The sequence below is a fragment of the Rhodospirillaceae bacterium genome (assembly GCA_002746255.1).
Taxonomy (GTDB): domain Bacteria; phylum Pseudomonadota; class Alphaproteobacteria.
Genome location: NVWO01000009.1, coordinates 19,520 through 44,353, shown reverse-complemented (window position 1 = coordinate 44,353; position 24,834 = coordinate 19,520). Strand labels below are relative to the sequence as shown.

The following is a 24,834-nucleotide window of genomic DNA, read 5'->3' as shown; positions in this document are numbered from 1 at the left end:
GCAATTTCCGCCGGCCCGGTTTCCGACCGTTCGCGCGCGTTTTTTTCTTGTTTCGTGCCCCTCCATTACCAGAAAGAGAGCAAGAAGCTTGCCAACCCGGAATTTGCCCGGAATTTTGCGAATTTTCTTGGTTTTCCAAGGGTTTTTTGGGCGGTGGAAAGTGCGGATGCGAAACGGATCTGGCCATTTCCTGCGCAGGGCCTAGAAACTCTGCCTAACATTTAATCACACAATTTGGCTGATTAAAAAACAGTCAGTTTAAGCAACTCATTAAAATCAAAGGAAAAATATCCTAAGACGGTGGTGGTTCCGACTTGGCACAGCTTTCGCAATCTTTGCTGGCAACAGGTCTTATTTTTTCCGTTCAGCTGATTTGCCGGAGCCTCACACAAATATGGAAACCCCTGCGAAACTTCATCTCTTCTCGTTCAAAGGGCGCATGCGCGTGCTTCACCTGAACTGGGTGGCGTTTTTCATCACCTTCGTCATCTGGTTTAACCACGCACCCTTGCTGGCCTCCATTCGCGATACGTTGCATCTGACCGATCAGGAAATTGGCGCGCTTTTGATTCTCAACGTGGCGTTGACCATCCCGGCGCGCATTCTCATCGGCATGTTGGTCGACAGCCACGGGCCGCGGCTTGTGTATACGGCGTTGCTGGCGGTCTCGGGCGTGCTTTGTTTGCTATTCGCCGTGGCCGACAGTTTCGAAATGCTGGCCCTGACGCGTTTCCTTCTTGGGTTTGTGGGTGCCGGATTCGTTATCGGTATCCGCGCCATCGGCGAATGGTTCCCGGCGCGCCAGGTTGGTCTTGCCGAAGGCATTTATGGTGGCTGGGGGAATTTTGGTGCGGCTGCCGCCGCCGTGGGGCTGCCCACCGTGGCGCTGATGTTTGGTGGTGCCGATGGCTGGCGTTACGCTGTTGGTGCGACTGGGTTGGTCGCGCTTGTTTATGCGGGAATCTATTACCGTTGGGCTCGCAACACGCCGAAAGGTTCAACCTATTTCAAGCCAAAGAAAACCGGGGCCATTGAGGTGTCGGACAAGACCGACTTTTTCCTTCATGCGCTGATGCAGGTGCCATTATATTTGGCGCCGGGCCTGCTTGCCTGGAAGCTCGGACCCGGTTATTTGGCGCTTCTCTCTCCTTTGGGCGTTGCCTTGGCGTATGGGGTGCTTGGTGCGTTCTATATCTATCAGATTTTCCGCAGCTACCAGATCAACCGACAGGTCTTCACCGCGCCGGTAGCAAAAATTCACCGTTATCACTTCAAGCAGGTGGCGGTGTTGAACCTTGCTTATCTGGTGACGTTCGGTTCGGAGCTTGCGGTGATTTCCATGTTGCCTCTGTTTTTCATGGATACGTTCGGGCTTTCGCAAATTGTGGCCGGAATATTGGCGGCGGGCTTTGCCTGCATGAATCTTTTCGCGCGGCCCGGTGGCGGCATGCTTTCGGACCGGTTCGGTCGCAAGCGCGTTCTGATGGTGTTGATCGGCGGTCTCGGTTTTGGCTTCCTCGCGATGTCGCAAATCGACCAAGGCTGGTGGGTGCCGCTGGCGGTCCTGGTTTCCATGTTCTGCTCTTTCTTTGTTCAGGCTGGCGCGGGGGCTGTTTTTTCCATGGTTCCGCTGATCAAGCGTCGCCTGACCGGCCAGATTGCCGGCATGGTGGGCGCTTATGGAAATGTCGGCGCCGTGGTCTTTCTGACCGTGCTGTCCTTTGTTTCACCGCACGTGTTTTTCCTGGTTATCGCGGGGACGGCGGTGCTGGTCCTGATCGGCATCTATTTGTTTCTGAATGAGCCTGAGGGTCATATGGTGGAGGTGTTGCCCGACGGCACCGTACAGATGATCGACGCTGGCTGAGGCGCGTAACGCTCTATGGGACGGACACCAACGCTTACCATTGGCCAGCATTCCGAGGCCGGACGGAAGGAGAGGAATGAGGATTCTTTTGGAATTCTTATTCCTGATGAGCCGCTGCTCACCACCAAGGGCATTGTCATGGCCATCGCCGACGGCATGAGCGGCAGCGAAGCAGGCAAGGAAGCCAGCGAAAGCTGCGTCAAAAGCCTGCTGTCCGATTACCTTTGCACCCATGAATCCTGGTCGGTGCAGACCTCGGTGGAACGCGTGATGGTTGCCGTCAATCGCTGGCTTTGCAGTCAGGGGATGGCGCTTGCTCCAGCCGGCATGGGCATGGTCAGCACCCTAAGCGCGCTTATTCTAAAACCGGGCACCGTCGCCTACATCTTCCATATTGGTGATTCGCGCATCTACCGCTTGCGAGGGGGCGGGCTTGAAACCCTGACCCGGGATCACCGGATGCAGGTTGCGGGCAACAAGACCTATCTAAGCCGTGCCATGGGGGTCGATACGGATCTTAAAATCGACCATCGCAAGATCGAGGTGGAAGCCGGTGACGTCTTCATTTTCACCACCGACGGCATCCACGATTTTTTGCCGGACAGCGAGATCGTGGCAACAATTGCATCTGCGTCAACTTTGAACGAGGCGGCTGGAAAGCTGGTCGCTTCGGCTTTGGAGCATGGGAGCACCGACAACGTTACCTGCCAGATTGTTCGCGTCGACGATACGGGCATTGAGGACAACGAAGCCTATTTTCAAAAGCTTCAGGCGCTTCCCTTCCCGCCGGATCTGGAACCGGGGATGGTGCTGGACGGCTATCGCATCCTTCGCGAATTGCACGCCAGTAAACGTAGCCAGGTTTACCTGGCAGTTGATACGGAGACGGATTTGCGCGTGGTCATGAAGACGCCGTCAGTCAATTTCGAGGATGACGAAGCCTATCTTGAACGCTTTGCGCGCGAGGAATGGGTCGGCCGCCGCCTGGCGAGCCCCCATGTGCTGAAAATTATCGAGCCGAAACGGAAAAAGCAGTGCCTCTATTACATCAGCGAATATGTCGAAGGGCCGACCTTACGCCAATGGATGACGGACCACCCGACACCCAGCCTGATGGAAGTCCGTGATCTTGTCGCGCAGATTGCCATGGGGCTTCGGGCCTTCCACCGCAGGGAGATGATCCATCAGGATTTGAAGCCGGAGAATATTCTTATCGATGCTTATGGCACGGTGAAGATTATCGACTTCGGATCCGTCAAGGTCACCGGCCTTGAGGAAGTTGCTTCACCTGTTAACTCGGGCGGCGTTCTTGGAACCCTTGCCTATACGGCCCCGGAAGGCTGGCTTGACCAGCCATCCACCAACCGGACCGACATTTTTTCCCTGGGGGTTATCGCTTACGAAATGCTGACAGGTGAGCGGCCTTACGGGGATGGGTTTTCGTCGCGGCGCTCTGCGCAGCGGCGTTCCTTTGTTCCCGCCACGCGCCACAATCTGGATTTGCCGACATGGGTGGCCGCGGCTCTCGCCAAGGCCGTGGCTCGCGATCCGGAAAAACGCTACGACGTGCTATCGGCTTTTATCACCGATCTTTCACGGCCAAATACGGCGTTTCTTACCCGTAAAAAACGTCCCTGGATCGAAAAAAACCCCGCCGGATTTTGGAAAAGCACGGCCTTGTTGCTTCTGGCGACGGTGATGGTTCTGCTTTACAGGCTTTTGGGCTGATTCATATAGGAGGTCTGATCTCGGGCGGATGTTGTGGCTTCCAGCAACCGTTGGCGCACCCGCCACGGCCAGGGTGGATTCTTGATCTAGACTAAGCAGCCAGCCGTGTGGGCCTGTTCCGGCGCTGCATTTTATCCCGGCAATGCGTTGCTTCGGCAATGCGTTCATGGGGGAGTTGATTTTTCGACATGGTCCTTCACCAGCCTAATAAGAAAAAGCAGATGGGTCGAGGATTCCAGGGGGCGGGGCCGGATGGGTATCCTTCCCTGCGCGCCACCGCCAATAGCGTATAGTGTCGTCCTTCACTTTGGATTTTTCGGATTTTTCGGATTTTTCGCGGGTTTTTTACGCGCAACGCAGGATTCTTATTTATGATTTTGGCTCAGATTACCGATCTTCACGTCCGTTCCCCCGATATTCCTTCGCATTTTCAGTTTGACCCGATCCAGATGCTGAAAAATGCCGTCGCGCGGTTAAACGCGCTGACCCCCAGGCCCGATGCCGTCATCGTGACGGGGGATTTGGTTGATTGCGGGCGCCCCGATGAATACCGGTTGCTGGCCGAAACCCTTGAGCCGATGGAAATTCCGCTCTTCCTGATTCCCGGAAATCACGACAACCGCGACAATTTACGCGCGGTGCTGCGTTCCCGTTATCCGTATCTGCCAGAGGCGGGGTTCCTCAATTATGTGATCGAGGATCTTCCGCTGCGCCTGATTGGTCTGGACACGACAATCTTGGGCAATGACGCCGGCCTCCTTTGCGAGGAACGCCTGGACTGGCTTGCGGCGCGTCTTGACGAGGCGTCGGACCGGCCGACGCTTTTGTTTATGCACCATCCGCCTTTTCTTACCCGGATGCAGGAAATGGATGCACTGACATGTGCAAACGGGGACAAATTGCGTGCCCTTCTTGCCGACCACCCCCAGGTGGAACGCGTTATCTGCGGTCATGTGCATCGGCCCATTCAGACCCGTTGGGAACATGCGCTTGTCAGCGTATCCCCCAGCACGGCCCATCAACTCTACCTTGATTTTAATACGGAACTGACGGGCTATGTACTGGAGCCGCCGGGCTTTCAATTGCATATGTGGGATGCCAAGGACGGGTTTGTCAGCCATACCGCGCCGATTGACGCTTTTCCCGGCCCCTTTGATTTTCACCCGACCGCCCGGGCAGCGCTGCGCAAGAACCTTGCCTAAGTCAGGCTTCGGGCCGTTGCGTCTGGAATTATTTTTCGGTGGCGTCTTCGCGCATCTTTTCTTCGAGCCATTTGACCTGGCTTTTGAGGGGCGTAAGCAGGGGGTGGTCTGCGGGTAAATCCACGATCAGACGTTGCCAGCGCAACAACGCGTCGGCGAATTTCTTGTCCTGCATGGCAGCGAGGCCGAGATAGTAGCGGGCCGACGGGTCCTTCGGGTCGTAGTCGAGGACAGAGGAAAAGGCGCGCCTCGCTTCGGGCGTTACCGCGCCTTCTTCTGCAAGCACCAGCGTTTCGCCATAGGCGGCAAGCAGGTCCGGGCGTTCCGTTCCCAGCAGTCCGACAGCGACAGAATAGGCCTCTGCCGCCTCTGCGTAACGGCCAAGAAAGCGGTAAATCAGGGCTAATTTTGTCCAGGCATCGGCGTTTTCCGGTTCGTCCTGGAGTGTTTTTTCCAGTTTTTCGAGAAGCTTGGTCACCTTGCCCTGGGGGTCTGCGGCGGCGGTTTCGGCGTCAAAGGGGCGGCTCTGAAGCATCGGCGCGCCGTGGTACGCATAGATGATCACGGCGCCGATGGTCACGCAAAGCACGATGAGGCCGGCCGTCCTCAGGGGGTCGAAATAGAAATGGGCTTTCGGCGCTTCTTTCTCTGCGGCGATCAACCGGCGGCCAATTTCTGCGCGCATCGCTGCGGCTTCTTCCGGGGAAAGGGTTCCGGTTTCAATGTCACGCTGAAGCGCGTCCAGCTGGTCGCGATAGATCGCAAGATCGGCGTTGTCTGTAAAGGCGGCCTCGATGGTTTCATGCCGGCGAATGAACGGGCGCAACAACAGAACAAGTGTGACACCGGTAAGAAGGATGGCAAGCAGCCAGAAATAGCTCATGGGTGGCGATCCAAAATTTCCTGAATACGGCGTTCTTCATCGGGCGAAAGCGTCCGTGGTGGTGCAAGATGACGTCTTCGCCGGTGAAGATAAAAGGCGGTGACGGTGATGGCGATCGCGAAAAGAAGAAAGGGGCCCAACCACAGAAGATAGGTCGTCGGCTTCAAGGGTGGGCGCAGCAACACATAATCGCCATAACGTTCGACGACGAAGGCAAGGGCCTCGTCGTCCGATGCCCCCGCCAGCAATTGTTCGCGGATAAGCATGCGCAGATCGCGCGCAAGTTGGGCGTCCGAATCGTCGATCGACTGATTCTGGCAAACAAGGCAGCGTAACCCTTTGCCGATTACGCGCGCGCGCGCCTCCAGCGCCGGGTCTTTCATGATCTCGTTCGGTTCAATGGCAAGGGCCGGCACCATGACGAGGGACGGCATCATGGCGAAAGACAGCAGCGCGATGAAAACGGCCCTCATTTTTCCAGCTCTTCAATCAGAGGCAGAAAATCTTCCTGCCAGGCGTCTGGGGTGAGCATGCCCACATGTTTCCAGCGTATGCGACCTTCGCGATCCACCAGATAGGATTCCGGCACACCATAAACGCCCCAATCGATGGCGGTACGGCCGGAAAGATCAACGCCGATGCGGTCATAGGGATCGCCGCGCTCGGCCAGCCAGCTTTGCGTTGCTTCGGGCGTGTCGCGGTAGGAAATGCCGACGACGGCAATTCGGCCTTCCTGTTTCAGCTTGAGAAGCAGGGGGTGTTCGATCTTGCAGGGCAGGCACCAGGAAGCAAAAAAATTAACGAGGGTCACCTTCCCCACCAGATCTGCTTTTTTGAACCCGTCTTCGCCGCCTTCGAGGGAGGGAAGCGCAAACTCCGGCGCTGGTTTATCGATCAGGGGCGACGGCACGACGGCAGGGTCAAGGCCGAGGCCCACCAGAAAGACGGCAAGAAGGCCGACGAAGAAAAGCAGCGGCAGAAGAACGGTAATGCGCATGGTCAGCTTTTCCCGATTTGTGGCAGGCGGCCTGCCTTGCGCGGGGTCTGCTTCCGGCGGCGCCGTTCCATCAGCGACAGTCCGCCGCCAAGGGCCGTCAGGATAGAGCCAATCCAGATCCAGGGGGCCAACGGGTTGTGATAAAGGCGCACGGCCCAGGTGTCGGCGTCTTCCGATTGTTCGCCAAGCACGACGTAGAGGTCGGAAAGCCATGTGGTATGAATGGCGGCTTCCGTCGTCCAGCGTTTCTCGACCGGGTAATAGCGCCGTTCCGGTGCAAGGGTGGTCAGAAGCGTGCCGTCCCGATGGATGCGGAAATCGCCGCGATCGGCAAGGTAGTTTGGCCCCTGGACGCGCTTGGTCCCCTTAAAGCTGATTTGATACCCGGCGATGTCAACAACCTCGTCCACTTTCAAGGCACGGATTTCTTCCGTTTGCCACACCGTCGCGCCGGTGATACCGGCCAGCAGGACGGCAATGCCGCCATGGGCGACAAGCATGCCGAAAAAACGGATGGGCAGGCGGCGAAGCCTTGCCAGGCTTGCCATGGGGGCGACGCGAAAAAGCTGCACACGTTCGCTCAGCAACACGAGCAGGCTGGCAAACAGCCATGTGGCCAGGCCGATGCTGAGAAGGGCAAGGGGCGATTGGTCCGAATGAAAGGCATAGGCGATGACGGCGACGGCAAGGCTTGCCAGCCCGGCTGCCCAAAGGCGCTTTAAAACCGGAAAAATGTCGGCCTTCTTCCATGGCAGGAACGGTCCGATTGCCATCATGAAGACAAGCGGCAACAAAAGCGGAAAGGTGGTCGCGTTGAAAAAGGGCGCGCCGACGGAAACCTTGTCGTTGCTCAGCACATCAAGAAGAAGGGGATAGAGCGTGCCGAGGAAAACGGTGGCGGTGACCGTTATGATCAGCAGGTTGTTGAGCAACAGGGCGCCTTCGCGTGACAAGGGTCTGAGGGTGCCGGGTGTTTTTAGCGTATGGGCGCGCGCCGCATAGAGGGACAGCGATCCGCCGATCGTGATCCCCAGCAGAGCCAGGATGAAGACGCCGCGCGTTGGGTCCGTCGCGAAAGCATGGACGGAGACCAGAACACCGGAGCGCACAAGGAAGGTGCCAATCAGACTTAGCGAAAAAGCGAGGATGGCCAGCAGCACCGTCCAGCTTTGCAGACATTCACGCTTTTCGACGATGCAGACGGAATGAAGAAGCGCCGTGCCGGCAAGCCAGGGAAGAAGGGAGGCATTTTCAACCGGGTCCCAGAACCAAAACCCGCCCCACCCAAGTTCGTAATAGGCCCACCAGCTTCCAAGGGCGATGCCGATGGTAAGAAAGCTCCAGGCGGCCAGCACCCAGGGCCGCACCCGCCGCGCCCAGGCCGATCCGATCTGGCCCTCAAGAAGGCCGGCGATTGCAAACGCAAAAGCGATGGAGAAGCCGACATAGCCGAGATAAAGAAAGGGCGGATGAAAGGCGAGGCCCGGATCCTGCAACAGCGGGTTCAGGCCCTGGCCATTCATCGGCGCCGGATCGAGGCGGAGAAAGGGATTCGACGTAAAAAGAATGAAAAGCAGAAAGCCCGTTGAAAGGCATCCCTGCACGCCAAGGATGCGGGCTCGCAGGCCGTGGGGCAGGTCTTTTCCAAGCAGGACAAGAAGCTGGCCATAGATGGCAAGAATAAAGACCCACAGCAGCATCGAGCCTTCGTGGTTTCCCCAGACACCGCTGATTTTATAAAGAAGCGGTTTTGCGGAATGGGAATATTTCGCGACGATGGCGACGGAAAAATCGGACGTGACGAAGGTGTAAGTCAAGGCAAGGAAAGCAAATGCGACGAGCAGGAATTGCGTCGAGGCAGCCGATCTGCTCGCCAGAATCCAATAGGCATCTTTTCGTGCGGCGCCCAGCAGGCCAAGGAGGCCCTGTACGCCCGCTGCGAAAAGGGCGAGCACCAATGCGTAGTGACCAAGCTCGGGGATCATTCCAGCGGCTCTTCTTTCCGCTGTCCGTCCTTCCATTGGCCGGATTTTTTCAAGGCGTCCGTCACCGCTGGTGGCATGTAGTTTTCATCATGCTTGGCCAGAATTTCGCTTGCCTCGAAAATGCCGTTTTCCTGCAAGTAACCCTCGGCAACGATCCCCTGGCCTTCGCGGAAAAGATCCGGCAACAACCCGCGGTAGTGTACGGGAATGGTGTTGCGCAGATCCGTCACCCGAAAGGTTATTTCCAGGCTGTTGGCACCGCGCGCGATGCTGCCTTCTTCGACAAGCCCGCCGATGCGGATGCGTTCCTGCGCGCGGACGGGATTTGTCTGAAGGTCCGTTGGGGAATGGAAGAAGACGAGGTTGTCCTCAAGGGAGGAAAGAATCAAAGCGGCGGCCACGCCTAAGGCGAGCAATCCGGAAAGAACGAAGAAAAGACGGCGGCGTTTGGGCGTCATGTTTCTGGCCCAGCCTTCGCTGCCTGCGACCGAAGACGGTGCAGCGCTTGCCTGTTATGGCGCAGCTCGCGCAAGGTCCATGTGAAAAGCCCTGCCAGCATAAGAAGGGCAAGACCATAGGCGGGCCAGACAAAGACGCCATAGCCATCCAGAGTCAGGAAATTTTCGATCTGGTTCATGTTGCCTCAGACAGGAGCGCGCTCAATTCCCTGCAATATGAGGGTCTGTGCCAGCTTGAGCAAGGCGAAGCACACGAATTTTCTGGGCCAGCAGGGCGCTTTTGACGCGAATAAGCAGGAGAACGACGAAAATGGCGGCAAAGCTCACGGCCATCAGAAGAAGGGGTGCCAGCATGGAAATGTGGATCGTCGGTCCGTCCAGGCGGAGCACACTCGCCGGCTGGTGGAGCGTGTGCCACCACTCGACGGACCCTTTGATGATCGGCACGTTCACAAAACCAACCAGCGCCAGGATGGCGGCGGCTTTGGCGCTGCGCCCCCGGTCGTCAAAGGCGTTCTGCAAGGCGATGTAGCCAAGGTAAAGAAAGAAAAGGATAAGCACCGATGTCAGCCGCGCATCCCACACCCACCATGTGCCCCAGGTCGGTTTTCCCCAAAGCGATCCGGTGACAAGGGTCAGCAGGGTAAAGCTGGCACCGATTGGTGCGGCGGCGCGCGCCACAATGTCCGCCAGTGGATATTTCCATATAAGAAAGAAGGCGCTGGCGGCAGCCAGCATTGTATAGGCGCCGATGCCGACCCAGGCCGATGGCACATGGACGTACATAATGCGCACGCTTTCTCCCTGCTGATAGTCGGGTGGGGAGGCGAAAAGGCCAAGGCCAAGGCCCCCAAGCAGGCTCAGCACGGCAAGGCCAGCCACCCAGGGGAGAACCAAGTCAGCGAGTTTTAAAAAGTGCTTTGGGTTGGCAAGGCGAAACATGGGGCGCAGACAACCTTATTCCAGCGCCTGGCGCAAGGTCGCCGCACTGACCCATGGCGAGAAGGCAAGGGCAAGGACAAGAAAGCCTCCAAGCACGGCAAGCCGCGGGGTGGGATCGGTGCCTTGAATGGCGGCATCCACGGCGGCAACCCCGAAAATCAGGACCGGAACCAGCAATGGCAGCAACAGCAGCGCCAGCAGAACACCGCCCCGGCGCGCACCAAGAACAAGCGCTGCGCCCACGGCACCTAAAAAGCTTAAAACCGGCGTTCCAAGCAGCAACGCCAGTTCCATGGTGCCGATGGCCGAGATGGGCAGGTTCAGCAGCAAGGCCAGAATGGGGGCGGCGATCAACAGCGGCAGGCCGGTCGTCAGCCAATGGGCCAGGCATTTTGCCAGAACAATGGCTTCCAGCGGCACGGGCGCGATGACAAGAAGTTCCAGGCTGCCATCCTCAAAATCCGCCTGAAAAAGCTGTTCCAGGGAAAGCATGGCGGCCAGCAGTGCCATCACCCAGATCACGCCGGCGGCAATCCGCGCCAGAATTTCGGCTTCCGGACCGACACCAAAGGGAAAGAGCAGGGCACCCAACAGGAAAAAAAGCACAGCCGTGGCGCTGTCGCTCGCTTGGCGATAGGCCAGTCGCAGTTCACGGCGGAGAAGGGCGGTAAAACGGTTCATGGGTTCAAACCCCCTTCCACGCCGCAACGACAAGTTCGAGGGTTGTATGGCCCGGGGGCATGTCGTCGCCATGGGTTGCAAAGACAACGATGCCGCCATGGTCGCGGTGGCGGGCAATGGCATCGCGTAAGCTATTCATTGCCTGGGTGTCCAGGGCGGTTTCCGGTTCGTCGAGCAGCCACAGCGGGGCGTCCGTCACGCATAACCGGGAAAGGGTCAGCCGGCGGCGCTGGCCTGCCGAAAGAAATCGCGCCGGAAGGTCGGCCAGACGGTCGAGCCCGAAGATGCCAAGGGCCGCCGGCACCTTTTCTTCGGTGCCATGCAGGGTGGCCCAAAAGGTAAGGTTTTCTTCGACACTCAGGCTTGCCTTGACGGCGTTCCCATGGCCGACAAAGCAAAGCCTTGCGTGATGGGCGTCGGGGTCGTCGGTGATCGCGATCCCCTGCCAGCAGATGGCACCGGCATCGGGGCCACGAAGGCCGGCCATCAGACGCAGCAAGCTCGTCTTGCCGCTGCCATTCGGCCCTGTCAGCATCAACGCGCCGCCGTCCTCGATGGCAAAGTCCAGCCCTTCGAAGACGTGACGTTCGCCGCGAATGCAGGTGAGGTTTTGGCCGGTAAATGCCGCCATGAGGTGCCTTCGTCGCATTGGTTTCGGACACGAGTATAGGGAAAGGGTGGCGACGGTCCAGAAGTCTGGGATACCCTGGCGCGCGCCGCAGGTGCAGGTTCAGCCCCCCCCGCGACGCGTCGGTCTCACCTCTTTAAAAATTTTCCAGAAAAAGGGCTCCGGCATCCTCGGGCGTGAGGACGGCGGCGGCAATTTGTGTTAGCTTTGGCGCGCTTGAACCCCAAGGAGGAAACTTATGCCCGCCACGACGTCCCCCACGCCATCCGATAGCTTGCACGCCAGAAAATCGTTCAAAAGCGGGGGCAGGGCTTACGACTATTTCAGCCTTGAGGCGGCAGCGAAGTTCGGCGATGTCGCCCGGCTTCCTTTTTCGCTGAAAGTGTTGCTGGAAAACCTTCTGCGCCATGAGGATGGCGAGACGGTCACCCTTGCGGACATTGAGGCCCTTGCAAAATGGACGGAAACCCGGACCGTCCAGCGCGAGATTGCGTTCCGTCCGGCACGCGTGCTGATGCAGGATTTTACCGGCGTTCCCGCCGTTGTCGATCTGGCGGCGATGCGCGACGCGATGGTGGCGATGGGTGGCGATGCCGGCCAGATCAACCCGCTTTCACCGGTCGATCTTGTCATCGATCATTCCGTCACCGTCGATTACGCAGGCAGCGCCGGGGCGTTTGCGAAAAATGTCGCCGGCGAGTTCAAGCGCAACCGCGAACGCTATAGCTTTCTCCGCTGGGGTCAGGCGGCGTTCGACAATTTTCGCGTCGTGCCGCCAGGCACCGGCATCTGCCATCAGGTCAATCTCGAATATCTGTCCAAGGTCGTCTGGACGTCGCAAGTGGCGGGGGCCGAGATTGCCTACCCCGACACCCTGGTCGGCACGGACAGTCACACGGTCATGGTGAACGGCCTTGCCGTTCTCGGTTGGGGCGTTGGTGGCATCGAAGCGGAAGCGGCGATGCTGGGCCAGCCGATTTCCATGCTGATTCCCGACGTCATCGGCGTCCGGTTGACCGGCAAATTGGCGGAAGGCGCCACCGCAACGGATCTGGTGCTGATGATTACGGAAAAACTTCGTGCCAAAGGCGTCGTTGGGAAATTCGTTGAGTTCTTCGGCCCCGGCCTCGATCATTTGCCCCTGGCCGACCGCGCCACAGTTGCCAACATGGCACCGGAATATGGTGCGACCTGCGGTTTTTTCCCGGTCGATGAGGAAAGCCTTCGCTATTTGCGGCTTACCGGCCGCGAGGACGCGGACATTGAACGCGTCGAAATTTACGCGAAACTTCAGGGAATGTGGCGCGACTCTGCCAATCCGGACCCGATCTTTACCGAGACGCTTGCCTTTGACCTTGGCGAGGTCGAACCAAGCCTGGCCGGGCCGAAACGGCCCCAGGACCGGCTTTTGCTTTCCGACGTGCCGACGTCCTTCGGCGAGACGCTTGCGTCTGCGGGCGTGCCTGAAAAACGAAGCGTCGCGGTTGAGGGAACGGATTACGCATTGTCGGACGGCGACATTGTGATCGCCGCTATCACCAGCTGCACAAACACCTCGAACCCGACCGTCATGATCGCCGCCGGGCTTTTGGCAAAGAAAGCCATTGAAAAGGGCCTTGCGGTCAAGCCATGGGTGAAGGCGTCGCTGGCCCCCGGTTCGCAGGTCGTGACGGAATATCTTGAAGCTGCGGGCCTGCAGGCCCCCCTTGACCAGCTTGGGTTCAATCTGGTCGGCTATGGATGTACGACCTGCATCGGCAATTCCGGTCCGCTGGCCCCGCCGATTGCTGCGGCGGTCGAGAAGGGCGATTTGATTGCAACCAGCGTGCTTTCCGGAAACCGCAATTTTGAAGGCCGCATCAGCCCATCGGTGAAGGCAAATTACCTGGCCTCGCCGCCGCTGGTTGTGGCCTATGCGCTAGCGGGTTCCGTCACCGTGGATTTAAAAAAGACGCCGCTTGGCGAGGGGACGGATGGGCCGGTCTATCTGCGCGATATCTGGCCGACGAACGCCGAAACCCATGCGGCGGTCAAAGCGGTGCTGGGACCGGACATGTTTCGCAAACGTTATGGAAATGTCTTCGAGGGGCCTGAAGAATGGCGCGCGGTGCAAGCGCCTGTCGGCGAGACCTATCGCTGGGAAGCGGACAGCACCTATGTCAAGCATCCGCCCTATTTTGAAGGCCTTTCGGACACACCGGCGGCCATCACCGACATTCTTGGTGCACGTCCGCTTGCCATCCTTGGCGACAGTGTGACGACGGACCACATTTCGCCTGCCGGGGCCATCAAGGAGGCATCTCCCGCCGGGGCTTATCTGCTGGAGCGGGGCGTCGCCCGGGCCGATTTCAATTCCTATGGGGCGCGGCGCGGCAATCACGAAATCATGATGCGCGGCACATTCGCAAACATCCGTCTGCGTAACGAGATGGCGCCGGGAACGGAAGGCGGCGTCACGCGCCACATGCCAGACGGCGAAGCAATGTCGATTTACGACGCGGCGATGGCCTATGGCGAGCAACGCGTGCCGCTGGTTGTCATCGGCGGCAAGGAATATGGCACCGGGTCGTCGCGCGACTGGGCGGCGAAGGGCACACGCCTGCTTGGCGTGCTGGCCGTGATTACGGAAAGTTTCGAGCGCATTCACCGCTCGAACCTTGTCGGCATGGGGGTGCTGCCCCTTTGTTTCCCGGAAGGCGTTGACCGCAAATCGCTTCGGCTCGACGGCAGCGAAATGTTTGACCTGCTGGGCCTGAGTGCCGGCGTGACGCCGCGCATGAAAGTCAACTGCCGGATCACGCGCGCAAACGGGGAAAGCGAAATGCTGTCCCTGCTATGTCGCATCGACACGACGAACGAGGCGGAATATTTCCGAAACGGCGGCATTCTTCATTACGTGCTTCGCCGTCTTGGAAAGGCTGGCTAAGAAGGCCGCCTCACGGCAGCGGGGCGTTTTTCTTTCCAAGCCACATCAGCAAAGGCGGCAGGAACAGAAAATCCGATAGCAGGGCGAGGGCAATTGTGACCGCGGAAAGCAGTCCGAAGGTCACATTCACCTGGAAGGTCGATAAAGTCAGAACAAGGAATCCGAGGATAAGAATAACCGACGTCGTCACCATCGCCTTGCCGACCGTTGCAAAGGCATAGTGGACGGCGTCCTCGGAGGTTAGTTTCATTTCCCGCATGGCGCGCAGATATTTGCTAAGGAAGTGCACCGAGTCGTCGACAACGATGCCCAGGCAGATGGCCGCGACGATGGCGGCCGAAACGTTGATCTGTCCGACAACGGCGCCCCAAAGGCCAAAGGCCAAAAGCATCGGCACCAGATTTGGGATCATGCTCAGCATTCCGATCTTGATGCTGCGCAGCGCAAGCACAAGCGTCAACCCGATCAGCAGAACCGCGAGGGATGTTCCAATCAACATGCTGCGGATGTTGCGCTCGGAAATATGCGCAAACATGATCGAGCCGCCGCTTCCCTCCGCCCACATGTGGCTGGGCGTGTTTTCCCGAAGCCAGGCCTCCGATCTGGCAGCAAGATTTTTCAAGGCCTCGGTGTTCATGTTTTCCGTTGTGACGACGAAGCGTGCGGCGGAACGGTCGATGTTGATCTGGTTGTTTAAATCAAGCCCAAAGGGAAGCGACAGCTCGTAAAGCAGCAGATATTGCGCGGCGAGTTCGCGGCTGGATGGCAGGCGGTACCAGTCCGGGTCGTCGCCGTGCATGTTTTTGTTCAGCCGTTTGAACGTATCGGTCAGTGTGTTGACGTGGATGACGCCGGGCTGTTGCCGGTACCATTCGGTAAAGCGTGCGACATTTTCCAGATAATCCGGTTCCGCGATGCCGCCACTTTCGGCGGCTTCAAGGGAATAATCGATAATCGAAATGCCGGTCAGATTGTTCATCACGAAATCCGTGTGCTGCCGGAATTCCATTTTCTCATCGAAATAGCCAACCCACTCGTCGTTAAACTCGATACGCGGGATCATCAGGCTGACCAGGACGATCAGCGCGCTCATGCCGTAAAGCAGCGGTTTCCGGCGCGCGATGACAAAATTGGCGAGGGCGTTCATCGGTGTCCCGGTCGTGCGGGTTTTTGCAGGCACACGCACCGGAAGCGACGCGACAAGCGCCGGCAGGAACAGGATGGAATAGAAGAAGGCCGCCACGACCCCCATGGCGGTGATGTTGCCCAAATCCTGAAAGGGCGGCGCGTCGCTGAAATTCATGGTCAGGAAGCCGATGACGGTGGTCAGGCTGGTAAGGAAAACCGGCTGCATGTTGATGCGAAGGCTTTCAACAAGGGCCTCGTTGCGGTTCATGCCCCGGCCCATGGCGGCAAACATCGAAATCAGGATATGCACGCTGTCGGCGACTGCCAGAGTCATGATGACGGTGGGCGCACCCACCGAGGACGGGGTCAGCAGAATGCCGAGCCACCCGGCAAGCCCCATCGCGGTGACGACGGCAAGCAGAATGATGCTGACGGTTCCAAGCACGCCTGCGAAAGAGCGCAGCATCAGGATCATCGCCACCAGCAAGATGCCGTACATAAGCGGCGTCAGGTTCTCCATGTCCGCAATGCTGGCTTCGGCAAAGGCGGCGTTCAGCATCACAAGCCCGGACAGGTAAACGGCCACATTTGGATGGGCTCCGCGAATTTTTTCGGCCAGCTTGCGCGCATAGGCAACGGTTTCTTCTTCGGCCTTCGGGTTTTTCCGTTTCAGGTAAATGGTCACATTGATGCCGGTGACGTGGGCCGTCTCCGAGATCAGGCGGCGCAGGAGCAACGGCTCGCCAAGGGCAACGCGCCGGATTTCGGCAAGGGTTTCGGGGGAAAGTTTTGTCGCATCCGGCACCAGATCGGAAACGATCAGATTGTCTCCTTCGGCCCGGGTGTGTTGATAATTCGTGATTGAATCGACGCGCGTCGAATGGGGGGTTTTCCAGGCTTCCTCGGTCAGTTCACGAACGGCTGCCAGGGTTTCCCGGGTGAACACCCGGCCGTCTTTCGGCGCAAGGACGAAAAGAACGTTGTCGTTGCGGCCATAGATAGCCTGCAAGGCTTCGAAAGCCTGCAACTGCGGATTGTTCTCGCCGAAATAAACGCGGTAATCCTTTTCGAATTGCAGCCGGCCCATGCCAAGGCCTGCAAGAACGGTCACCAGAATGCAGCCGACCATGACGACGAAGCGATAGCGGATCACCCAATTGGCATAGCGAATGACACGGTCTTCCATCGTTATTGATCAGGCTTTCCAAGTTGGTTGGAAGGGGGCGGCTTGAAAATCAGGCGGCGGTGCCGTCATTTTTTCGAAAGGTGCGCCAGCGGCGGGAGGGAACGTGGATTTTGGCTGGCAGGTGAATGCAAAACGTCGTTCCTTCTCCGGACGTTTTGACAAGCTCAAGCCGGCCACCATGCGCTGCGAGAAGCTCGTTGGAAATGACAAGGCCAAGACCGGTGCCCCCGGCTCGCGTCGAGCCGGCGAAGGGCTGGAACAGGTGTTCGAGAGTTTTTTCCGGGATGCCGTGGCCATTATCGGCAACATCGATGATGATTTCATCCCCGACAAGGACGGCTGAAATCGTCAGCCAATTGGCACCCGCTTCTACCGCGTTGCGGGCGAGGTTGCTCAGCGCCCGGTAAAACTGGTCGCGATCCAGTTCGAGGACAAAATCCGCCGATACCCGGTTGTCGATGGCAAAAACACGCTTTTCCTTCTCGGCGAAAAGAAGGCCGGTCCCCACTTTGTCAACCAGATTGCGAAGGGAGACCTGGGCAAGCTGCAAAGGCGGCGGTCCTTCCCGTGCGAAGGCCAGGGTTTGCGTGCAAAGCGACGCGGCCCGGTCGATGGCATCGAGCAGGCGCGGCGCGACGCGTTTTACTTCCGGGTCGCTGCTGAGGGAGAGGCGGTCAGAAACAAGGGACGCCGTTGCAAGGATGTTGCGTAAATCGTGGTGAATTTTGGCGACCCCTTCACCAAGGGCGGCGAGGCGCGTCTTCTGGGTGAGGGCAAGGCGCAATTCTTTCTGCATATGGGCCAATTCGCGCTCGGCGAGGCCGATCTCGTCCATGCGGGTGCTAAGCGGCTCGCGTCGCGTCGCGTCCTCGGGCGCTTTGCGGAAGGCAACCATGCTGGCTGTAATCCGCTGCATCGGTCGGACGAGAAGGCGATGCAGGGCGATGTAAACGAGGCTGGCGGTAATCAGGGAAATCACGATTGAAAGCGTAATCACGCGAACGGCAAAATCGTACATGGCCTCGCGAAGCGGCTGTTCATCCATGACGATGCGCACGACGGAGTCCGGTGCCGTTGTCGGGTTTCCGGTCACCTGGATGACGCGGTTGATATTCTGGGACAATGCGGTCATCGCCTGGTGGAGATGGGTAAAAAAACTGTCTTCACGAAGGTCAAACATGACTTCGATTGGTGTCGGCATCGCGCGGCGAAGCATGTACGTTGCCGAGCCTTTGTGAAAGGTTGCCGCATCGTCCACACGCGCGTTGTCGAGAAGTTTTTCTTCCAGTTCCGGGCTTACTTCGAGGGTCGGCGTCGCTTCAAGGGCAAGGGTTGCAACATGGGCGGCGTTGATGTGTTCCTGAAGATAATTGATCCGGTAACGGCTGATCGACGGGAAGAAGATCAGCATTTCGCTGACCATCACAAACGAGACCGTCAGCATCAGAAGCCGCGCCGAAAGGCTTCTTCCAAATCCAGGCAATTGCAGGTTTTGCGGGGCCATTTCCTATTCTACCCCGCTCCGTTCCTTGGAACAGGATACGGAATTTTTTTATTTAAAAACAATTACTTCCTATCCAAATTTGGCCAGGAAGCGGACCAGTTTCTGCGTCCGTTCTCCGAAAAGGGTGGGGGCGTAATAACTTCCGGCGGCGCGCTTGCTGGCTTCGCCCAGGGTGGGATAGGGGGCCATGGCGTTGGCCATGGCGCCGATCTTTAGCCCGCTTGCAATGGCCAGCACCCAGGGCTGGATCAGCTCGCCCGCCCGGGGGCCGAGGATGTCGGCGCCAAGGATGCGGCCTTTCTTGTCTGTTGCGATTTTTACCAGCCCCGACGTCAGGCGTTCGGTCTGGGCGCGATCGTTTTCCGAAAACGGCCAGCGCAGGACACGAATGGAACCCGTTGCCGTTTTTGCTTCGCGTTCGCTCAAGCCCACATGGGCAAGTTCGGGCGTGGTGTAGGTCACCCAGGGCACGTTTGTCGTATCGGCTTTTGCAGGCAGGCGAAAAAGCATATTCCGAATGACAATCCCGGCGTGGTAGCTCGCCACATGGGTGAATTGCGGCCCGCCGGCGACGTCGCCGATGGCATAGACCCGTCGGTTCGTCGTGCGCAGGCGGGCGTTTACGGAAATGCCTTTTGGATGCCAGGCGATGCCGGCCGCGTCCAGGCCGAGGTTCTCGACATTCACCTGCCGGCCGGCGGCGATCAGAAGGTGGGACGCCATGATGCATTCTTCGCCGCCATCCTTTTTTTTCAGCATGACGCAGATTTTGCCGTCCTTTTTTTCAAGACGGGTAATGTTGACGCCTTCGCGGATGGCCAGCCCGTCTTTGCGCAAAAGCGTGCGCAGAAGGTCAACAAGTTCGGGGTCGTCCCGGGGAAGAATGCTGGCAATTTCCAGCACGGTGACCCGGGCGCCGAGAAGGCAATGGGCCTGGGCCATTTCAATCCCGATGGGGCCGCCGCCGATGACAACAAGGTGTTCGGGCAATTCGGAATTGTTGAAAATCGTCTCATTCGTGAAATAGGGAACGTCCTTGATGCCGGGAATGGGGGGCACGGCGGCACGCGAACCGGTGGCGATGACGAAACGTCGCGCGCGGATGCGTGTGTCGCCGGCAAAGACTTCCCTGGGGCCGGTGAAGTGAGCCTCTTCCTGGAGGACATTTACGCCCATGCCCTCAAAACGTTCGACGGAATCGTTCGGCGCAATTGCCGCGATGACGTCCTGAACGTGTTTTTGCACGGCCGGAAAGTCGATTTCAGGCTCCCCCGCCTGTACGCCGAAAAGAGGGGCACGGCGCACCGCCGCCGCCGCATGCGCGGCACCAAGCAGGGCTTTCGACGGCACACAGCCGGTGTTTAGACAATCGCCGCCCATCTTGCCGCGTTCGATCAGCACGGTTTCGGCACCCATTTGCGAAGCGCCTGCGGTGACGGAAAGGCCGCCTGAACCGGCGCCGATGACGCAAATGTCAGGGGTAAGAAGGGTTGTCATGTTGCGGTCCCGCCTAGGTTGGGGGTTGCTTGTGCGCCCGGATTTTTTTGATGGCGATTGGCAGTAATGCCAGAAGGGCAAGGCCCATGATCGGAATCAAAATTGCCGGCTCAAAGACAATGCCGAGATCCGGCGTCTCGCCATGATCAAAAATCGCTCCGAGGCCATTGCCGATGCTTGTATAGACAAAGGTTCCGGGAACGATGCCGAGAAAGGTGGCGGTGATATAGGTCCGAAGCGGTACCTTTAGAAGCGCCGGCGCAAGATTGACAATCCAGAATGGAAAGACCGGGATGAGGCGCAGCACGAGAAGGTAGTGAAAGGCGTTTTCCTGAAATCCGGCTTCCATTTTGAGAATGGCGTTTCCCGCTTTTTTACGCAGCAAATCGCCGAAGGCCAGCCGCGCGGCGAGGAAAACACCTGTCGCGCCAAGGGTGGCGCCAACCACCGTGGCAAGGGTGCCGGTTGTCAGCCCCAGCAGGAACCCGCCGGCGATCGTTAAAATCGCCGCGCCGGGAAAGGAAAAGGCGACGGCGACCGTATAGCCGGCACCATAGAGAAGGATTGCCAGAACGCGGTGCCGGTCGACAAAGTCAAGAAGCTCCTCGCGGTTTGCCTTCAGGGTTTCGAAGGAAAGGTAGCTATGCAGGTCGAAAACGAAGAAGGCGCCCAGGCCCAGGGCCAGGATGGCGAGTGGCAGTATCCGCCAAAAAACCCCTTTTTGGGCCGTGACGGGTGTTTCGGGTGTGGGCGAGTTCATGTGGGAGACGCACCGTTTGCCGCTGATTTTCAACCGGGTGTAGCGTTTCCAAAGGGGCCGGGCAAGTCAACGGCCATCAAAAGAGCGTGAAGGTTCCGCCAGGCCCCACAATGCCCGGATAGCGTTGACTTGCCCCGTTCAAGCCCTTATACAGCGGGGCTTGTGGGACAGGTCCGCCGGATGGAGTATTATCGGTGAAGCGTACATATCAACCCAGTGTTCTTATTCGAAAACGTCGTCATGGCTTTCGCAGCCGTATGGCGACGGTTGGCGGGCGTTGTGTGCTGGCCAGGCGCCGCGCGAAAGGCCGCAAGCGACTGTCGGCTTAAAGGGTGCGGATGTCGGTTGGACGTCTGCAGCACCGGGCCGATTTTCTTCGTGTTGCCGGCCGGGGCCGCAAATGGGTTACCCCAGGATTGGTTCTTCAGGTGGCATCCATGGCAACGGCGGAAGCCGGATCCGATGAAGAAGGCGTGCGCGTAGGTTTTACGGCAAGCCGGCGGGTTGGCAACGCGGTTGAACGCAACCGGGTGCGCCGCCGTCTGAGAGCTGCCGTGCGAGAAGTGCTGGCTTGTCATGGCAGGCGTGGGCGAGACTATGTTGTCATCGGGCGGCGCGCTTCCCTCGGACGGCCCTTTCGCAGTCTTGTTCAAGACCTGAAAGCGGCCCTTGTGCGCCTGGATTCTTTTGTCGAAGCAACCGGGCCAGACGCATCCGGCCCAGGAGAGGCAAAATGAAAGCGATTGCGAATTTTCTGCGTGGAGGCATCAAGCTGTACCAGTGGACGCTCTCGCCATGGCTTGCGCCAAGCTGCCGCTATTTCCCAAGCTGTTCGGAATATGCAGAGGAAGCGATCACGAATTTTGGCCCGGCGCGTGGCGGCTGGCTCGCCTTGAAGCGTCTTGGGCGTTGTCACCCCTGGGGTGGCGATGGCTACGATCCCGTACCGCCGCAGGTTGAAAAACCGACTCTGCATCCGGAAAACATCTAACCAAAGCATTCGAGACATATGGAACAGCGCAACCTTCTTATTGCCGTCGTTCTTTCGCTTGGGATCCTGTTGAGCTTCCAATCGTTTTACGACTACCACTATCCGGCACCGGCGGATGTGTTGCCGCACCAGGAAACGGCGGTGGCGGTTCCCGGAACGCCGGCGACGGGTTCGGCAAATGCCGTGCCCGCGCCTGGCGTTGGGACCGGCGCTGTGTCGGCACCTGCCAGTGTGGCCAGCGGATTGGAGGTCGGCGGGCCGCTTGCCGGTGGGCTGGATCGCGGTACGGCGCTGGCGACAGATGCCCGGATCGTCATCGACTCATCCCGTGTTCGCGGTTCGGTTCGCCTCAAGGGCGGCCGCCTCGACGATATTGCGCTCAAGGCCTACCGTGAGACGACGGACCCATCGAGCGCGGAGATTGTTCTTTTCCAGCCTTCGGGAACGGCCTTGCCCTATTACGCCGAATTTGGCTGGGTGGTGGGCGCGGGGGATGTCGCCATGGCGGTTCCAAATGCTGACACCCTCTGGCAGGCGGACGCCGCGACCCTGACGCCGGAAAAGCCCTTGGTTCTTCGTTGGAAAAACGGTCAGGGCCTCGAATTCACCCGTCAGATTGCGCTTGACGATACCTATCTTTTCACCGTCACGGACAGCGTCAGGAACGTCGCTGCGGCCCCGCTGACGCTTTATCCATACGGCCTTGTTTCGCGCACCGGGACGCCGGAAACCCAAGGGTTCTTCATCCTGCATGAGGGGTTGCTCGGCGTCTTCGATCAAACCCTTGAAGAAGTGGATTACGACGACCTTCAGGAAACGCCGGACATGGTGCGCAACAGCCAGGGTGGCTGGATCGGGATTACGGACAAATACTGGCTTGCCGCCCTTATTCCCGATCAAGGCGTCGAAAATCACTACCGCTTTACGCACCGCCTTGCGACCGGTCGCGACAAATACCAGGTGGATTTCCGGGGCGCTGCTCTGGCCCTTCCGGCGGGTGGTGTGATCGAGTCCGTCACCCGTCTCTTCATCGGCGCAAAGGAAGTCCGCCTGCTTGATGGCTATGGGGAAAATCTAAACATTCCGCTCTTCGATCGTGCCGTCGATTTCGGCTGGTTTTACTTTCTGACGAAGCCGATTTTTTACCTGCTCGATTACATGAACCAGCTGATTGGAAATTTCGGGCTGGCCATTCTTGCGCTGACGGTTTTAATCAAGCTTGTCTTCTTCCCGCTTGCCAACAAATCCTACCGCTCGATGAGCAAGATGAAATTGCTGCAACCGAAAGTCGTCGAGTTGCGCGCGCGTCTAAAGGATGATCGCCCGCGCATGAATCAGGAGATGATGGAGCTTTACAAGCGCGAGAAGATCAACCCCCTGGCCGGGTGCTTGCCGGTGCTAATTCAGTTGCCCGTCTTCTTCTCTTTGTACAAGGTGCTGTTTGTGACGATTGAAATGCGTCACGCGCCTTTCTATGGTTGGATCAGAGACCTTTCGGCACCAGATCCAACCTCGCTCTTCAATCTCTTTGGGCTAATCCCCTGGACGCCGCCGGATTTTCTGCATCTCGGCATCTGGCCGATCCTTATGGGGATTACGATGTGGGCGCAGTTCAAGCTGAACCCGCCGCCCGCGGACCCTATTCAAGCGAAGCTTTTCCAGTTTATGCCGCTTGTCTTTACGTTTCTTCTTGCCAATTTCCCGGCCGGGCTGGTGATCTATTGGGCATGGAACAACGTGCTCTCAATTGCCCAGCAATGGGTGATCCTGCGCAAGACGACCAGGGAAGCGGCCGAAAAAAGCTGACGGCGTTCTGCGGGGCTTGGGCCGGTCTGGCGGGCCTGGAAAGTGGAAAAAATGACAGAGACAGGCGACAGGGCGAAGACACCGGCGACCTCCGTGGCGGAAGATGCGGCGGCGCTGGAAATTGGCCGGCGGCTGTATCTTGGCCCTTGCGTTTTTGAGTTTGGCGCGACCACTCTTGCGGCGTTGCCTGAAGCGGATTTGCCGGAAATCGCGTTTGCCGGGCGGTCGAATGTCGGAAAATCCAGCCTGTTGAACGCGCTGACGGGGCAAAATGCTCTGGCCCGGACCTCGAAGACGCCGGGAAGGACGCAGCAGATTAATTTCTTCCGGCTTGGGGACAACCGGCAAACCCTCGTCGATCTTCCCGGCTATGGCTATGCGCGTGTTTCGAAAAAAACCGTGCGGGAATGGACGGAATTCGTCAGCCTTTATTTGCAGGGCCGGTCCAGTTTGAAACGGGTGCTGCTGCTTGTCGATGCGCGACACGGCTTTAAAGATTTGGATCGCGATCTTCTAAAGATGATGGACAAGGCCGCCGTCTCTTATCAGATTGTCCTGACAAAGGCCGATTGCCTGAAGCCGGAAGCGCTTGCCGCCCGGCTTGCCGAAACCGAACGCGAGTCGCGCACCCACGGGGCGGCGCATCCGGAAATTCTTGTCACCAGCGCTAAAACCGGAAGCGGCATCCCCGAGCTTCGCGCGCATCTGGCTATGCTGGCGCAGCCGGCCGAATTCCACTAGAGTTTTTCGTTATGAAAAAGATAGATTTCAAGATTGATTCCAAATGGCTTGACCAGGCGAAGACACTTTCCCATGCGCTTCCCTATATGCGGCGCTATGCCGGCGAGATATTTGTTATCAAATATGGTGGCCATGCGATGGGCAACGCAGACTTGGCGGCGCAATTCGCCCGCGACGTTGTGTTGCTTAAGCAGGTCGGCATTCATCCAATCATCGTTCACGGTGGCGGGCCGCAAATCGGCGAAATGCTGGAACGGCTTAAGCTAAAAAGTGAATTTATCGACGGGCTTCGGGTGACCGACAAGGAAACCGTCGCCGTCGTCGAAATGGTGCTGGCGGGGACGATCAACAAGGCGATCGTCGCTGCGGTCAGTGCCGAGGGTGGTTTGGCCGTGGGTCTTTCAGGCAAAGATGGCAACCTTATCCGGGCGCGCAAGCTGCGGCGGACGAAGCGGGACATGGATTCCAACATCGAGAAAATTCTCGATCTTGGCTTCGTCGGCGAACCGACCGAAATTGATCCAACCATTCTGCTGTCCCTGGTTGAATCCCAAATCATCCCGATCATTGCCCCAATCGGCAGCGGCAGTCGTGGCGAAACCTTCAACATCAATGCGGATACGGTGGCGGGTGCGGTGGCTCAGGCCGTGGGCGCAACGCGGTTGCTTTTGCTGACGGACGTGGTGGGCATCCTCGACAAGGAGGGGGGGCTTATCCCGGAGATGGCAGCCTCTGCCGTCAAGGCCGCCATCGCCGACGGCACGATCCATGGCGGCATGATTCCGAAGGCCGAAACCTGCCTGACAGCGGTGCAGGAAAATGTCGAGGCTGCCGTCATCCTTGATGGACGTGTGCCCCATGCGTTGTTGCTGGAAATTTTTACGGCCCATGGTGTTGGCACGCTGGTCCGCGCCGGTTAGGCGG

The 24,834-nt window shown here is 58.4% G+C and carries 22 protein-coding genes and 1 pseudogene; 10 read left to right on the top strand and 13 right to left on the bottom strand.

From position 1 onward, the window contains the following. The first annotated feature begins 394 nt into the window (after positions 1-394). The 3 genes and pseudogenes from COA65_06765 (at position 395) to COA65_06755 (ending at position 4,991) form a co-directional block, all read left to right on the top strand. A complete protein-coding gene (locus COA65_06765; GenBank protein ID PCJ59128.1) occupies positions 395-1,867 on the top strand; it encodes an MFS transporter in 1,473 nt (490 codons plus the stop codon). Positions 1,868-1,882: 15 nt separating this feature from the next. Then, positions 1,883-3,595 (top strand): protein kinase, encoded by a 1,713-nt coding sequence (locus COA65_06760; GenBank protein PCJ59127.1) that lies wholly within the window; start codon positions 1,883-1,885, stop codon positions 3,593-3,595. 371 nt (positions 3,596-3,966) lie between these two features. After that, positions 3,967-4,991: pseudogene (locus tag COA65_06755) on the top strand (phosphodiesterase). On the opposite strand, the gene ccmI reads toward COA65_06755, so the two are convergent. Genes ccmI through COA65_06710 form a run of 9 tightly spaced genes read right to left on the bottom strand, consistent with a single transcriptional unit; the run spans position 4,826 to position 11,392 of the window. Beyond that, positions 4,826-5,680, bottom strand: coding sequence for a c-type cytochrome biogenesis protein CcmI (ccmI, locus tag COA65_06750; GenBank protein ID PCJ59126.1), 855 nt, complete (start codon positions 5,678-5,680; stop codon positions 4,826-4,828). The pseudogene COA65_06755 and the gene ccmI overlap by 166 nt on opposite strands. Then, complete coding sequence (locus COA65_06745) at positions 5,677-6,153, bottom strand: cytochrome C biogenesis protein CcmH (protein ID PCJ59125.1); 477 nt, start codon at positions 6,151-6,153, stop codon at positions 5,677-5,679. Before COA65_06745 ends, ccmI begins: the two co-directional genes overlap by 4 nt. Beyond that, positions 6,150-6,677: a DsbE family thiol:disulfide interchange protein gene (locus COA65_06740; GenBank protein PCJ59124.1), complete on the bottom strand. Its 528-nt coding sequence runs from the start codon at positions 6,675-6,677 to the stop codon at positions 6,150-6,152. The genes COA65_06745 and COA65_06740 overlap by 4 nt, the downstream gene beginning before the upstream one ends. A 2-nt stretch (positions 6,678-6,679) precedes the next feature. Continuing rightward, complete coding sequence (locus COA65_06735) at positions 6,680-8,662, bottom strand: heme lyase NrfEFG subunit NrfE (protein ID PCJ59123.1); 1,983 nt, start codon at positions 8,660-8,662, stop codon at positions 6,680-6,682. Beyond that, positions 8,659-9,120 carry a cytochrome c maturation protein CcmE gene (locus COA65_06730; protein PCJ59122.1) on the bottom strand — a complete coding sequence of 154 codons (462 nt, stop codon included), beginning with the start codon at positions 9,118-9,120 and terminating at the stop codon, positions 8,659-8,661. The genes COA65_06735 and COA65_06730 overlap by 4 nt, the downstream gene beginning before the upstream one ends. Beyond that, on the bottom strand, positions 9,117-9,299 hold the full coding sequence (ccmD, locus tag COA65_06725) for a heme exporter protein CcmD (protein PCJ59121.1): 183 nt from the start codon (positions 9,297-9,299) through the stop codon (positions 9,117-9,119). Before ccmD ends, COA65_06730 begins: the two co-directional genes overlap by 4 nt. A gap of 22 nt (positions 9,300-9,321) precedes the next feature. Next, entirely contained in the window at positions 9,322-10,062 is a 741-nt protein-coding gene (locus tag COA65_06720) for a heme transporter HemC (GenBank protein PCJ59120.1), read from the bottom strand. Between the two features lie 15 nt (positions 10,063-10,077). Next, complete coding sequence (gene ccmB, locus COA65_06715) at positions 10,078-10,743, bottom strand: heme exporter protein CcmB (GenBank protein PCJ59119.1); 666 nt, start codon at positions 10,741-10,743, stop codon at positions 10,078-10,080. A 4-nt stretch (positions 10,744-10,747) separates the two neighbouring features. Further along, entirely contained in the window at positions 10,748-11,392 is a 645-nt protein-coding gene (locus tag COA65_06710; protein ID PCJ59118.1) for a heme ABC transporter ATP-binding protein CcmA, read from the bottom strand. A gap of 217 nt (positions 11,393-11,609) precedes the next feature. On the opposite strand from COA65_06710, the gene acnA reads away from it, so the two are divergent. Further along, positions 11,610-14,297, top strand: coding sequence for an aconitate hydratase AcnA (gene acnA, locus COA65_06705; GenBank protein PCJ59117.1), 2,688 nt, complete (start codon positions 11,610-11,612; stop codon positions 14,295-14,297). Positions 14,298-14,307: 10 nt separating this feature from the next. On the opposite strand, the gene COA65_06700 is transcribed toward acnA, so the two are convergent. The 4 genes from COA65_06700 to COA65_06685 form a co-directional block, all read right to left on the bottom strand. Next, complete coding sequence (locus COA65_06700; GenBank protein ID PCJ59116.1) at positions 14,308-16,611, bottom strand: RND transporter; 2,304 nt, start codon at positions 16,609-16,611, stop codon at positions 14,308-14,310. A gap of 49 nt (positions 16,612-16,660) precedes the next feature. After that, positions 16,661-18,115 carry a histidine kinase gene (locus COA65_06695; protein ID PCJ59115.1) on the bottom strand — a complete coding sequence of 485 codons (1,455 nt, stop codon included), beginning with the start codon at positions 18,113-18,115 and terminating at the stop codon, positions 16,661-16,663. A gap of 69 nt (positions 18,116-18,184) precedes the next feature. Continuing rightward, a complete protein-coding gene (locus COA65_06690) occupies positions 18,185-19,612 on the bottom strand; it encodes a dihydrolipoamide dehydrogenase (GenBank protein PCJ59114.1) in 1,428 nt (475 codons plus the stop codon). Positions 19,613-19,625: 13 nt separating this feature from the next. Beyond that, positions 19,626-20,372, bottom strand: a complete 747-nt coding sequence (locus tag COA65_06685) for a hypothetical protein (protein PCJ59161.1) — start codon at positions 20,370-20,372, stop codon at positions 19,626-19,628. Between the two features lie 194 nt (positions 20,373-20,566). On the opposite strand from COA65_06685, the gene COA65_06680 reads away from it, so the two are divergent. From COA65_06680 to argB, 6 genes are read left to right on the top strand one after another with little or no spacing between them, the layout of a single operon-like run. Continuing rightward, entirely contained in the window at positions 20,567-20,701 is a 135-nt protein-coding gene (locus COA65_06680; GenBank protein PCJ59113.1) for a 50S ribosomal protein L34, read from the top strand. 9 nt (positions 20,702-20,710) lie between these two features. Next, entirely contained in the window at positions 20,711-21,109 is a 399-nt protein-coding gene (gene rnpA, locus COA65_06675; GenBank protein PCJ59112.1) for a ribonuclease P protein component, read from the top strand. After that, complete coding sequence (locus tag COA65_06670) at positions 21,106-21,363, top strand: membrane protein insertion efficiency factor YidD (protein PCJ59111.1); 258 nt, start codon at positions 21,106-21,108, stop codon at positions 21,361-21,363. Before rnpA ends, COA65_06670 begins: the two co-directional genes overlap by 4 nt. 18 nt (positions 21,364-21,381) lie before the next feature. After that, positions 21,382-23,169 carry a membrane protein insertase YidC gene (locus tag COA65_06665; protein ID PCJ59110.1) on the top strand — a complete coding sequence of 596 codons (1,788 nt, stop codon included), beginning with the start codon at positions 21,382-21,384 and terminating at the stop codon, positions 23,167-23,169. A gap of 51 nt (positions 23,170-23,220) precedes the next feature. Then, positions 23,221-23,910 (top strand): YihA family ribosome biogenesis GTP-binding protein, encoded by a 690-nt coding sequence (locus tag COA65_06660; GenBank protein ID PCJ59160.1) that lies wholly within the window; start codon positions 23,221-23,223, stop codon positions 23,908-23,910. Positions 23,911-23,921: 11 nt separating this feature from the next. Beyond that, positions 23,922-24,830: an acetylglutamate kinase gene (argB, locus tag COA65_06655; GenBank protein PCJ59109.1), complete on the top strand. Its 909-nt coding sequence runs from the start codon at positions 23,922-23,924 to the stop codon at positions 24,828-24,830. Positions 24,831-24,834 lie beyond the last annotated feature (4 nt).